Source organism: Actinoplanes sp. NPDC021490 (assembly GCF_055562135.1).
The window spans coordinates 173,049-184,556 of record NZ_JBVHFW010000002.1; the positions used below are offsets into that span (position 1 = coordinate 173,049).

The following is an 11,508-nucleotide window of genomic DNA, read 5'->3' on the forward strand; positions in this document are numbered from 1 at the left end:
GGCGCGGCTCAGCGCTCGAGGATCGCGACGACGCCCTGGCCGCCGGCGGCGCAGATGGAGATCAGGCCCCGGCCCGAGCCCTTGTTCGCGAGCAGCTTGGCCAGGGTGGCGACGATCCGGCCGCCGGTCGCCGCGAACGGGTGGCCGGCGGCGAGCGACGAGCCGTGGACGTTGAGCTTGGCCCGGTCGATCGGGCCCAGCGGGCCCTCCAGGCCGAGCTTCTCCTTGCAGAACTCCGGCGACTCCCACGCGGCCAGGGTGCTGAGCACCTGCGACGCGAACGCCTCGTGGATCTCGTAGAAGTCGAAGTCCTGCAGGGTGAGGCCGTTGCGGGCCAGCAGGCGCGGGACGGCGTACGCGGGAGCCATCAGCAGGCCCTCGTCGCCGTGCACGTAGTCGACGGCGGCGGTCTCGCTGTCGGTCAGGAACGCCTGCGGGGCCAGCCCGTTCTCCGACGCCCACTCCTCCGAGGACAGCAGCACGGCCGATGCTCCGTCGGTCAGCGGTGACGAGTTGCCGGCGGTCATCGTCGCGTCGGTGCTGCCGAACACCGGCTTGAGCCGGGACAGCTTCTCGAGGCTGGTGTCGGCGCGCAGGTTCTCATCGCGGGTCAGCCCCAGGTACGGCGTCATCAGGTCGTCGAAGAAGCCCCGGTCGTACGCGGCGGCCAGGCGCTGATGCGAGGCCAGCGCCAGCTCGTCCTGAGCGTCGCGCCCGATGTTCCAGCGCAGCGCGGTGAGCGCGGCGTGCTCCCCCATCGACAGCCCGGTACGCGGCTCGGCGTTGCGCGGGACGTCCGGCTTGAAGGCCAGCAGCGGGTTGAGCCGGGCCGCGGCCCTGAGCCGCTCGGGCAGCGTACGGGCGCGGTTGAGGGCCAGCAGCGAGCGGCGCATGTCGTCGTTGAGCTGCAGCGGAGCGTCCGAGGTGGTGTCGGCGCCGCCGGCCACGCCCACGTCGATCTGGCCCAGGGCGATCTTGTTGCCGACCAGGATCGCGGTCTCGAGCCCGGTGCCGCAGGCCTGCTGCACGTCGTACGCCGGGGTGCGCGGGTCGAGGCGGGACCCCAGCACGGTCTCGCGGGTGAGGTTGAAGTCGCGCGAGTGCTTGAGAACCGCGCCCGCCACCACCTCGCCCAGGCGCCGGCCGGCCAGCCCGTACCGCGCGATCAGGCCGTCGAGCGCGGCGGTCAGCATGTCCTGGTTCGAGGCCTGGGCGTACCGGCCGTTCGAACGGGCGAACGGAATCCGGTTTCCACCCAGCACAGCGACGCGGCGCACGGCAGCCTCCCACAGGGTCGGGCACTCATTACCGTTGAGTAGCTTAGCAACGCGGAGGCCGAGTAGGCTGCGGCGCATGGGCGACAGGTACGCGAGCTTCGCGAATTCCGGTCCCGGGCGCGGCCTGGTCAAGCGGCTGGGCCTGCCGGACCCGCCACGACTGCGGCGCTACCGGCCGGGTGACCCGCTGACCGAGGGGCCGGTGCTGATCGGCGCGGCCCCGGGCGGGCGCCTCGGCGACCAGGTGCGCAAGGTCCTGTCGGCCGCGGGGACCGAGACGCTCGACGAGCCGCTGACCGACGGCCGGCACGGCGCGCTGATCTTCGACGCGACCGGCATCACCGATACCGCGAGGCTCACCGCGCTGTACGAGTTCTTCCACCCGAACGCGCGGTCGGTGCACCGGTCCGGCCGGGTGATCGTGCTCGGCACCGCCCCGGAGCACACGGACGGCGCGCACGAGGCCACCGCGCAACGCGCCCTCGAGGGGCTGACCCGCAGCATCGGCAAGGAGTTCGGGCGGGGCATCACGGCCCAGCTGGTCTATGTGGAGCCGGGCGGCGAGGGCGCCCTCGAGTCCACGTTGCGCTTCCTGCTCAGCGGCCGGTCCGCGTACGTGTCGGGTCAGGTCGTCCGGATCGGCGCCGGGAACCCGCCCGCGCCCGCCGACTGGCAGCAGCCCCTGGCCGGCAAGACCGCGCTGGTCACCGGGGCGGCGCGCGGCATCGGCGCGGCCATCGCCCGGGTGCTCGCCCGCGACGGCGCCGACGTGCTCGCGCTCGACGTGCCGCAGGCCGGGGACGCCCTGGCCTCGGTGGCCAACGACGTGCGCGGCCGGGCGTTCCAGCTCGACCTGACCGCGCCCGGGGCGGGCGAGCGCCTGGCGTCCTATCTGAGCGGCCCGCTGGACATCGTCGTGCACAACGCCGGCATCACCCGCGACCGCACGATCGCCAAGATGGACGCGGCCGGCTGGCAGTCGGTGCTCGCGGTCAACCTGATCGCCCCCGAGCGCGTCAACGAGGCGCTGCTGGCCCGCGACCTGATCGGCGAGGGCGGGCGGATCGTCGGGGTGGCCTCGATCGCGGGCATCGCCGGCAACCGCGGGCAGACCAACTACGCGACCAGCAAGGCGGGCGTGATCGGGCTGGTGCAGTCGAGCGCGCCGGGCCTGCGCGAACGCGGCATCACGATCAACGCGGTGGCGCCGGGGTTCATCGAGACGGCGATGACGGCCAAGATGCCGGTCACGCTCCGCGAGGCGGGCCGCCGGATGAACAGCATGGCCCAGGGCGGCCTGCCGGTCGACGTGGCCGAGACGATCGCCTGGTTCGCGTCGCCGGGGTCGGGCACGATCACCGGCAACGTCGTCCGGGTGTGCGGCCAGAGCCTGCTGGGGGCCTGACGCCATGCCGGTCGTCGTGGTCAGCCGGCGCGACCTCGGGGGCACCACGCTGCGGGCGGCCCTGGGGCTGATCCCCCGCTCCCGGCCCGACCGGCTGCCCGAGATCGGCCTGGAGCAGCCGGGCGTCACCGTCGACCGGGACCATCTGGCCGCGTACGACCGGGTCTGCGGTTTCCGGTTGAGCGACCGGCTCCCGGCGACGTATCCGCACGTGCTGGCCTTCCCGCTGGTGATGCACCTGCTCACCCGGCCCGGCTTCCCGTTCCCCGCGGTCGGCCTGGTTCACATCGCCCAGTCGATCACCGTACGCAAGCCGATCGGGTCGGACGCCCGCCTCGATCTGGCGGTGAGCGCACGCGACCTGCGTCCGCACGACCGGGGCCGGCAGTTCGACGTCGCGGTGACCGCGCTCGTGGACGGCGAACAGGTGTGGACCGGCGTCTCGACCTATCTGTCCCGGTCGGGCCTGTCCACCCCGGGCGCCCGCACGGAATTCGAGCCGCCGGCCTCGACGGCGGCGTGGCGGGTCCCGGCCCGTACGGGCACCGACTATGCCGCCGTCTCGGGCGACCGCAATCCGATTCACACGTCCCGGCTCGGCGCGCGCCTCTTCGGCTTCCCCCGCCCGATCGCGCACGGCATGTGGAGCATGGCCCGCTGCCTGGCCGCGCTCGAGGGACGACTGCCCGACGCGTACACGGTGGACGTCCGGTTCCAGCAGCCGATCCTGCTGCCCGCGACCGTCCACTTCGCCTACGCCGGCGGCAAGTTCGAGCTCTTCGGCAAGCGCCCGCATCTTGCCGGGCAAGTTACGCCTGCGTAACGTTACCGGCCAGTAATTGCCGCCGGAGAGACAAGGCTGACGCATGGAGTTCTGGCTGGACCTCAACGAGGAGCAGACCGAGCTGCGCGACTGGGTACACGGATTCGCCGAGGGGGTGATCCGGCCCGCCGCCGCCGAGTGGGACGAGCGCGAGGAGACTCCGTGGCCGATCCTCCAGGAGGCCGCCAAGATCGGCCTGTACGGGTTCGAGTTCCTCATCAACACGTGGTCCGACCCGACCGGCCTGTCGCTGCCGATCGCCAACGAGGAGCTGTTCTGGGGCGACGGCGGCATCGGCATGGCCCTGTCCGGCACGTCGCTGGCGGTGGCCGCGATCTATGGCTCCGGCTCGCCCGACCAGCTCGTCGAGTGGGTGCCGCAGTGCTTCGGCGACGAGGCCGATCCCCAGGTCGGGGCGTTCTGCTCGACCGAGCCCGAGGCCGGCTCGGACGTCGGCGCGATGCGCACACGGGCCGTCTACGACGAGGCCCGCGACGAGTGGGTCCTCAACGGCCAGAAGGCGTACGCCACCAACGGCGGCATCGCCAACGTGCACGTCGTCACCGCGTCGGTCGAACCGGCGCTGGGCTCGCGCGGGCAGGCCGCCTTCGTCGTGCCGCCGGGCACGGCCGGGTTGCAGGCCACGAAGAAGCTGCGCAAGCTCGGCCTGCGCGCCTCGCACACCGCGGATGTCTTTCTCGACGACGTGCGGGTGCCCGGCAGCTGCCTGCTCGGCGGCAAGGACAAACTCGACGAGCGGCTGGCCCGTGCTCGCGAGGGCAAACGCGCGTCCGGTCAGGCGTCGATGCGCACCTTCGAACTGTCCCGGCCGGCCGTCGGCGCGCAGGCGCTCGGCATCGCCCGCGCGGCCTACGAGTACGCGCTCGGATACGCGCAGACGCGGGTCCAGTTCGGCCGGCCGATCGTCGACAATCAGGCCATCGCGTTCGCCCTGGCCGACATGCGCACGGAGATCGACGCCGCGCGGCTGCTGGTGTGGCGGGCGGCGTGGATGGGCCGCAACGACCGGCCGTTCAGCGCGGGCGAGGGTTCGATGTCCAAGCTGAAGGCGGGCGAGGTCGCGGTGGCCGTCACCGAGAAGGCGGTGCAGATCCTGGGCGGGGCCGGCTACCTGCGGGACCACCCGGTCGAGCGGATGTTCCGGGACGCCAAGATCTACACGATCTTCGAGGGGACGTCGGAGATCCAGCGCCTGGTCATCTCGCGCGCCATCACGGGACGGCAGATTCGCTGATCGGGCCGGGCCTCAGCTGACGAGGAGACCGGACGCCGCGCCGGATTCGCGCAAGCGGCTCAGGGCGTACGTCATCGTCATCGCCGGTGGCTGGGGGCGCTCGCCCGCGTCGGCCAGCACCCGCGTGGCGTGCCGGGTGGCGAGCGGCAGGGTCGGATAGCGGCTGGCCGCAACCCGGTCGACGGGCTCGCGCTCGCGGCCGAACGCGACGAGCGAGCGCCACTGCCCGAGCGACGCCACCCGGTCGCCCTCGTAACCGGGCGGGCCGGGCAGCACGGTGACGCTGTCGAACGACGGGCTGCCCCCCAGCCACCACTCGGCCGCCTCGACCGCGGTGCTCGAAGCCGACTCGCACCAGTACGGGATCAGGCCGGCCGCGCGCGCCTTCCACGGGTCGAGCAGCCGGCCGCATTCGACGACGCAGCGGTCGGCGGCCTGGTGGCGCCACTTGCGCAGCAGATCGGCGACGCTCGCGCTGAGCACCTCGGGCCGGGCGTAGAGCACCCGGTGCGAGGCGCGCCCGATGCGGTTGAGGTCGACGCCGAGGGCGGGTTCGCCGGACCGTTCGGCGTAGCGGGACGGGGAGGCCGGGTCGGGCGGGGCCCAGCTCAGCGCCCCGTTCTCCTCGAGCAGGTGCCGGAACTCCCAGTTGTCGGCGCGGTACGCCTCGGGCCGGACGCCGGACACGGGACTGCCGATCTGGAAGGCGAACCGGCGGGAGACCGGGACCACCGGCCAGGCGCGCAGGTCACGCAGCAGCAGGGTGCAGCCGCCGGCCACGATGCGGGTACGCAGGAATTTCTCGTACGCGGTGGGCAGCGCGTGCCAGCGCAGATAGAGCCGCACGGTGGAGCCGCAGATCGGGCCGCCGGCCATCGGGTCGTGCACCTGCCGGACGGTGACCGACGGGTTCCGGTCGTTGATCGCCGCGGCCAGCCCGGCGCCCCAGGCCAGCGCGCCGGGCCAGTTGCCGGTCGAGCCGCCGGGCCAGGTCACCGTGACCGGAATGCTGGTCGGCAGCCAGGCCGCGCCGAGCGCGACGGCCAGATGGGCGGCGGCGCCGTGCGGCGAGCCGAGCAGCACCGACGGATACGCGGAAGCCCGGTAGTGCCCGACGATCCACTCGGCGATCGCCTCGGTGTCGAGCACGGCGGCCGCCTCGTGCGGCACCGCCTCGGCGTACGCCTCGCGCGCCAGCTCACCCAGGCGGCGCTCGACGGGCAGCCGGCCGTGCCGGCCGAGGAGAGGAACGCGGTGGGCCCAGTCGCCGGGGGCGCCCGAGACTCCGGCGAGCAGCGTCCGGCTGAGGCTCTCGGCGCAGAACGCGCTGTCGGACGGCAGGCCGCCGCGTGCCCCGGTCACGGTCTCGAACGTGGTCACCAGCAAGGCCCTCTCTCATAGGCCGCGCCCGCCTACCCACAAGAGGAAGCCCTAAACATTTCGTTTGATCACCTCGGCGGCGGCGTCTCCCGTCCCGCTTCGGCGTGGAAGCGGACAACCTTGTGGGTGCCGTCACAGAACGGCTTGGTGGCCGACCGGCCGCACCGGCAGAGCGCGATGGTGCCGCGTCCGGGGTCGATCGGCTCGCCGTCGGGGGTCTGCAGCTCGAAGTCGCCGCGCACGATGAGGGGGCCGTCGGGGTAGGGAACGATCGTCGAGGACATGGCGCCGCGGATGCCCACTGAGCTGCGGGCGAAACAGATCGTTTACCGGCCGCCGGGTGGGGAAGCTTGCTGCCATGCACCTTCCTGCGGCCCGCGGCCGTGTCTCCGCCGCACTCATCGACGTGCTGAGCGGCCGGACCACCAAGCTTCCGGCCTTCGCCCGATTCGACGGCGACGAGGACCTGCACCTGACGTTGTTCGTCTGCTACGAGCTCGCCTATCGCGGGTGGGACGGCGTCGACGACGGCTGGGAGTGGGACCCCGGCATGCTGCGGCTGCGCGCGGTGGCCGAGCAGCGTTTTCTCGAGAACCTGTACGAGCGGGTGGGACCGCCGGAGCAAGGTGTGGACCCGGCCTCGGTGCCGGCCCGGCTGGCCGCGATCGTCGAGGCCGACGACGGGCCGGCGCTGTCGAAGTATCTGCGCGGCCGCGCCACCCACGAGCAGTTCCAGGAGTTCGTGACGCACCGGTCGATCTACCACCTGCGCGAGGCCGACCCGCACACGTTCGCGATCCCCCGGCTGGGCGGGCGGGCCAAGGCGGCCCTCGTCGAGATCCAGGCCGACGAGTACGGCGGCGGGTCCGAGCCGCGGATGCACCAGGAGCTGTTCAAGCGGACCATGCGGTGGTTCGGGCTCGACCTCACGTACGGGGCGTACGTCGACTCGGTCGGGGCGCGGACGCTGGCCGTGAACAACGTGATGTCGCTGTTCGGGCTGCACCGGGCCCGGCGCGGCGCGATCCTCGGGCACCTGGCGGCGTACGAGATGACGTCGTCGCTGCCCAACCGGGCGTACGCCAACGGGTTGCGGCGTCTCGGTGGCGACGCCGACGCGACCGCGTTCTACGACGAGCACGTCGAGGCGGACGCGGTGCACGAGCAGATCGCCGCGCACGACATGTGCGGCTCGTTCGCCGCGGCCGAGCCCGCCCGCGCCGGCGATGTGCTGTTCGGGGCCCGCTGCGCGCTGGCCGTCGACGCCTGGTGGGCGACCGGGGTGCTGGACGCGTGGAACCGGGGCGCCTCTTCGCTTCGGGATTCGGCGGTTGCGACGGAGCTGGCGGGGTAGACACGCGCGATGCAAGCCAGTGTCACGTTCGTCGGCAACGCCACCACCCTGCTCCGGCTGGGCCAGTTCACCCTCCTGACCGATCCCGCGTTCGGGGCGGCCGGCAGCCGTGTCTATCTCGGGTACGGCGCCTGGACCAAACGCGTACGGGATCCCGCCCTGAACGTCCTGACCGGAGTGAAGGTCGACGCCGTCGTGCTGTCGCACCTGCACGGCGACCACTTCGACCGTGAGGCCCGGCAGTGGGTCGAGCCCACGCTGCCGATCCTGACCACCCCGGAGGCCTCCCGCAAGCTGCGGCGCAAACGGTTCCTGTCGGTCAACGGGCTGCCGACGTGGGAGTGTCACGAGTGGACCCGCGACCGTCAGCGGCTGCGCGTGACCGCGGTGCCCGGCCGGCACGGTCCCGGCGTCGTGAACCGGCTGCTGCCCCAGGTGATGGGCTCTATCATCGAACTCGAGGTGGACGGCCGCCTGGCCACCCGCCTCTACATCACCGGCGACACCCTGATGGACGCCGTGCTCGAGGAGGTGCCGCGCCGGTTCGGGGAGATCGACGCGATGCTGATCCACCTCGGCGGCACCCGCCTGGCCGGCCTGCTGCTGACCATGGACGGCAAGCAGGGCACCGACCTGACCCAGCTGATCCGGCCCGGCCTGACGATCCCGATCCACTTCGACGACTACCAGGTGATGAAGTCGACCCTCGACGACTTCGTCACCCGCGCCGACCGGCAGGGCCTCACCGGCATCACACCGATCCCCCGCGGCGGCACGCTCGACCTTCCGCTGCGCCCGAGCGTCGCCGGTTCGAGCCGCCCGCACAACCCCGCCGGCTGACCGGGCAGGGCGGCGCCGGTCGCGCCGCCCCGCCCGTCGGGCTCAGGCTTCCGGGCCGGCCGGCGCCGGCTCGCGGGACGTGTCCGGCAGGTCGAGGCTCGACCGCAGCGTCGCCCGCGGCAGGAAGATCGCCGCGACCAGGCCGAGGACGGCGACGGCCGTGCTGATCAGGAAGATGTGGCCGGTGGCGTCGCCGTAGGCGGCCCGGACGATGTGCTGGACGGCCTCGGGCAGCGCGGCGATGTTGAGGCTGCCGCCGGCGTCGCCGCCGGATGCCGGAACACCGGCCGCGGCCAGGTCGTGGGTGATCCGGTCGGTGACGCGGTGGGCCAGCACGGCGCCGAGCACCGACACGCCGATCGCGCCGCCCATCGAGCGGAAGAACGCCACCGTGGCCGAGGCCGCGCCGATGTTGCGCAGCGGCACCGTGTTCTGCACGGCCAGCACCAGGTTCTGCATGCTCGCGCCGACGCCCAGCCCCACCAGCAGCATGCCGAGGCCGACGAAGACCAGCGACGTCTCGTGGTCGATCGTGCTGAGCATGAGGAAGCCGGCGAACAGGACGATCAGACCGGCGATGATGTACGGCTTGATCGTGCCGGTGCGGGTGATGATCCGGCCCACGATGATCGAGGAGAGCAGCACCCCGACCATGAGCGGGATGGTCAGCAGGCCCGCCTCGGTCGGGCTGTACCCACGGCCGATCTGGAAGTACTGACCGAGGAAGACCGCGCCGCCGAACATGGCCATGCCGACGGCCAGGCTGGCCACGATGGACAGGGCCGTGGTGCGTTCGCGCACGATCTCGAGCGGGACGACCGGTTCGGCCGCGCGCGACTCCACCAGGACGGCCAGGGCCAGCAACACCAGGGCGCCGCCGACCATCGTGTACGTCTGCCACGACAGCCAGGCGAAGGTCCCGTCGACGAACGACACCCAGATGAGCAGGACGCTCACGCCCGCGGCAATGAGCGCGGCGCCCAGGTAGTCGATCTTCACGTTGTCCCGCCGGGCGGTCTGCACGTGCAGGGTGAGCTGCAGCAGGAGCAGCGCCACGATCGCGAACGGCACGCCGACGAAGAAGCACCACCGCCAGCCCAGCCACGAGGTGTCGACGATCAGGCCGCCCAGCAGCGGGCCGCCCACCGTGGCCAGGGCCATCACGCCGCCGAGGTAGCCGTTGTAGCGGCCACGCTCGCGGGGCGGGATCATCGCGGCGATCACGACCTGGACGAGCGCCTGCAGGCCGCCGACGCCGATGCCCTGGAACGCGCGCGCGGCGATCAGCTGCCCGGCGGTCTGGCTGAAGCCGGCGATCACCGAGCCCAGCACGAACACCACGATGGCGATCTGGACGAGCAGCTTCTTGCTGAACAGGTCGGCCAGCTTGCCCCAGATCGGGGTGGTCGCGGTCGCGCTGAGCAGGGTCGCGGTGACCACCCAGGTGTACTGGGTCTGGCTGCCCTCGAGCGCCCCGATGATCTTAGGTAGCGCGGTCGAGACGACGGTGCTGCTGAGCAGCGCGACGAAGAGCACCAGCAGCAGGCCGCTGAGGGCCTCGAGGATCTGCCGGTGGCTCATGTCCCCGGCGGCCGGGGGCGCCGGGGCGGTGGTGCGTGCGCTCATCGCGCGGTCTCCTTTTCCAGTGCTACGGACAGGGCCGGCAGGAAGGTGCCGAGCCCGAGGCTGAGCCGCTGTACCTCGATCGGCTCCCAATCGGCCAGGGCGCGCTCGAGCAGGTTGCCGAACCACACGCGCGCCGCGCCGAGCAGCTCGTGCCCGGCCGGGGTGAGCGCCAGCTCCGACGCACGCCGGTCGGCACTATCGGTGCGGCGCTCGACCAGGCCCTGCCCGACGGCCGCGGCGACCGCCCGGCTGACCGTGGAGGGGTCGAGCCCGGCGCGCCCGGCGAGGTCCTTGGCGTGGCAGCAACGGTCGTCGCCGGCGCCGATCTCGTCGATCAGCTTGAGAATGCTGACGGTGCCGATCGGCACGTCGGGGCGCTCCCGCAGCCACTGCTGCCGTGCCTTACGGACGAGCTGCGACAACTCGAGGATCTGGGTTACCAGAACGTCCATCTCCGCCTGCCTCGTGCCGACGCCGGCCTCGCGCCGGCGTTTGCTTGAAGCAAGCATCCATCAATTCTTCCCAGTGAGCAAGTTTGCCCGACGGGCACTTAAAGGAGGAGTGCGATCATGCCACCATGACCACCACGGCCGACTGGTATCTCGACTTCGCCGAGCGGCAGGCCCGGGGCAGCTCCCCCGCCTACGAGCGCCTGACCCGGGCGGTGGCCGGCGACGACGAGCTGCTGGCCCTGCTCGACACCCTTCCGCAGCCGAAACGCCAGCCCAACCTGCTGCTCGGCGTCGTCCGCCTGCTCGGCGGCCCCACCGGCGACTTCCCGGCGTTCCGCTCGTACGTCGTCACGCACTGGGCGGCCATCGGAACCGAACTCCGCCGGCGCGCCACCCAGACCAACGAGATCGGCCGCTCCGCCCTGCTGCTGCCCGTCCTGGCCGCCCTCCCCCAGCCGCTGGCCCTGCTCGAGGTGGGCGCGTCGGCCGGTCTCAACCTCTACCCCGACCGCTACTCGTACGACTACGACGGCACCCGCGTCGGCCGGTCGGGCCCGGTCCTCTCCTGCCACCTGACCGGCCGTACGCCTCCGGACGCGCTGCCCGAGATCGTCTGGCGGGCCGGCCTCGACCTCAACCCGCTCGACATCACCGCCCCCGGCGACCGCGCCTGGCTCGACGCCCTGATCTGGCCGGAACACGACGACCGTCGCGCCCGCCTGCGGGCCGCCGCCGAGATCGCCGCCGCCGACCCACCCCGCCTGATCCGGGGCGACCTCGTCGACGACCTGCCCGCCCTGGCCGCCCGGGCGCCCCGCGACGCGACCCTGGTCGTCTTTCACACCTCTGTGCTCTACCAGGTGCCGGCCGGGCGCCGGGCCGCCTTCACCGCCCTGGTCGGCACGCTGCCCGGGCACTGGCTCGCGGTCGAGGACCCGGAGATCACCGGGCGCCCCGCACCGCCCGGCGACGGCCCGCACAAGAACGTGCTGAGCCTGGACGGCGAGCCGCTGGCCTGGGCCGAGGGACACGGCCGCAGCCTCGCGTGGTTCGCCGGCTGATCACCGTCCGCCGTTATCGTTCGCACAGGTTGGTG

11 protein-coding genes are annotated in these 11,508 nt (G+C 72.6%); 6 read left to right on the forward strand and 5 right to left on the reverse strand.

Annotation, left to right across the window (positions count from 1 at the left end):
- Nucleotides 1-8: 8 nt before the first annotated feature.
- The gene (locus ACZ3I4_RS05285; RefSeq protein WP_465380603.1) at nucleotides 9-1,277 is read right to left on the reverse strand and encodes an acetyl-CoA C-acetyltransferase; all 1,269 of its coding nucleotides are present in this window, start codon (nucleotides 1,275-1,277) and stop codon (nucleotides 9-11) included.
- Between the two features lie 76 nt (nucleotides 1,278-1,353).
- On the opposite strand from ACZ3I4_RS05285, the gene ACZ3I4_RS05290 reads away from it, so the two are divergent.
- From ACZ3I4_RS05290 to ACZ3I4_RS05300, 3 genes are read left to right on the forward strand one after another with little or no spacing between them, the layout of a single operon-like run.
- The gene (locus tag ACZ3I4_RS05290; RefSeq protein WP_465380604.1) at nucleotides 1,354-2,682 is read left to right on the forward strand and encodes a 3-oxoacyl-ACP reductase; all 1,329 of its coding nucleotides are present in this window, start codon (nucleotides 1,354-1,356) and stop codon (nucleotides 2,680-2,682) included.
- A 4-nt stretch (nucleotides 2,683-2,686) separates the two neighbouring features.
- Nucleotides 2,687-3,505, forward strand: coding sequence for a MaoC family dehydratase (locus ACZ3I4_RS05295; protein WP_465380605.1), 819 nt, complete (start codon nucleotides 2,687-2,689; stop codon nucleotides 3,503-3,505).
- Nucleotides 3,506-3,548: 43 nt separating this feature from the next.
- Nucleotides 3,549-4,760 (forward strand): acyl-CoA dehydrogenase family protein, encoded by a 1,212-nt coding sequence (locus ACZ3I4_RS05300; RefSeq protein ID WP_465380606.1) that lies wholly within the window; start codon nucleotides 3,549-3,551, stop codon nucleotides 4,758-4,760.
- A gap of 12 nt (nucleotides 4,761-4,772) precedes the next feature.
- Here ACZ3I4_RS05300 and ACZ3I4_RS05305 read toward each other — a convergent pair whose 3' ends face one another.
- A complete protein-coding gene (locus tag ACZ3I4_RS05305; RefSeq protein ID WP_465380607.1) occupies nucleotides 4,773-6,140 on the reverse strand; it encodes a hypothetical protein in 1,368 nt (455 codons plus the stop codon).
- 68 nt (nucleotides 6,141-6,208) lie between these two features.
- Nucleotides 6,209-6,424, reverse strand: coding sequence for a CDGSH iron-sulfur domain-containing protein (locus ACZ3I4_RS05310; protein ID WP_465380608.1), 216 nt, complete (start codon nucleotides 6,422-6,424; stop codon nucleotides 6,209-6,211).
- 74 nt (nucleotides 6,425-6,498) lie between these two features.
- Between ACZ3I4_RS05310 and ACZ3I4_RS05315 the strand changes: the two genes are divergently transcribed.
- Nucleotides 6,499-7,494 (forward strand): iron-containing redox enzyme family protein, encoded by a 996-nt coding sequence (locus tag ACZ3I4_RS05315; RefSeq protein WP_465380609.1) that lies wholly within the window; start codon nucleotides 6,499-6,501, stop codon nucleotides 7,492-7,494.
- A gap of 9 nt (nucleotides 7,495-7,503) precedes the next feature.
- Entirely contained in the window at nucleotides 7,504-8,334 is an 831-nt protein-coding gene (locus ACZ3I4_RS05320; protein WP_465380610.1) for an MBL fold metallo-hydrolase, read from the forward strand.
- A 42-nt stretch (nucleotides 8,335-8,376) separates the two neighbouring features.
- Here ACZ3I4_RS05320 and ACZ3I4_RS05325 read toward each other — a convergent pair whose 3' ends face one another.
- Complete coding sequence (locus ACZ3I4_RS05325; protein WP_465380611.1) at nucleotides 8,377-9,960, reverse strand: MDR family MFS transporter; 1,584 nt, start codon at nucleotides 9,958-9,960, stop codon at nucleotides 8,377-8,379.
- Nucleotides 9,957-10,412 carry a MarR family winged helix-turn-helix transcriptional regulator gene (locus tag ACZ3I4_RS05330; protein WP_465380612.1) on the reverse strand — a complete coding sequence of 152 codons (456 nt, stop codon included), beginning with the start codon at nucleotides 10,410-10,412 and terminating at the stop codon, nucleotides 9,957-9,959. The genes ACZ3I4_RS05325 and ACZ3I4_RS05330 overlap by 4 nt, the downstream gene beginning before the upstream one ends.
- A gap of 125 nt (nucleotides 10,413-10,537) precedes the next feature.
- On the opposite strand from ACZ3I4_RS05330, the gene ACZ3I4_RS05335 reads away from it, so the two are divergent.
- The gene (locus ACZ3I4_RS05335) at nucleotides 10,538-11,473 is read left to right on the forward strand and encodes a DUF2332 domain-containing protein (protein ID WP_465380613.1); all 936 of its coding nucleotides are present in this window, start codon (nucleotides 10,538-10,540) and stop codon (nucleotides 11,471-11,473) included.
- Nucleotides 11,474-11,508: the final 35 nt, after the last annotated feature.

Coding starts and splice junctions, on each gene's coding strand:
- ACZ3I4_RS05335 (WP_465380613.1), top strand. CDS start 10,538: ATGACCACCACGGCCGACTGGTATCTCGACTTCGCCGAGCGGCAGGCC.
- ACZ3I4_RS05325 (WP_465380611.1), bottom strand. CDS start 9,960: ATGAGCGCACGCACCACCGCCCCGGCGCCCCCGGCCGCCGGGGACATG.
- ACZ3I4_RS05310 (WP_465380608.1), bottom strand. CDS start 6,424: ATGTCCTCGACGATCGTTCCCTACCCCGACGGCCCCCTCATCGTGCGC.
- ACZ3I4_RS05320 (WP_465380610.1), top strand. CDS start 7,504: ATGCAAGCCAGTGTCACGTTCGTCGGCAACGCCACCACCCTGCTCCGG.
- ACZ3I4_RS05300 (WP_465380606.1), top strand. CDS start 3,549: ATGGAGTTCTGGCTGGACCTCAACGAGGAGCAGACCGAGCTGCGCGAC.
- ACZ3I4_RS05290 (WP_465380604.1), top strand. CDS start 1,354: ATGGGCGACAGGTACGCGAGCTTCGCGAATTCCGGTCCCGGGCGCGGC.
- ACZ3I4_RS05295 (WP_465380605.1), top strand. CDS start 2,687: ATGCCGGTCGTCGTGGTCAGCCGGCGCGACCTCGGGGGCACCACGCTG.
- ACZ3I4_RS05315 (WP_465380609.1), top strand. CDS start 6,499: ATGCACCTTCCTGCGGCCCGCGGCCGTGTCTCCGCCGCACTCATCGAC.
- ACZ3I4_RS05330 (WP_465380612.1), bottom strand. CDS start 10,412: ATGGACGTTCTGGTAACCCAGATCCTCGAGTTGTCGCAGCTCGTCCGT.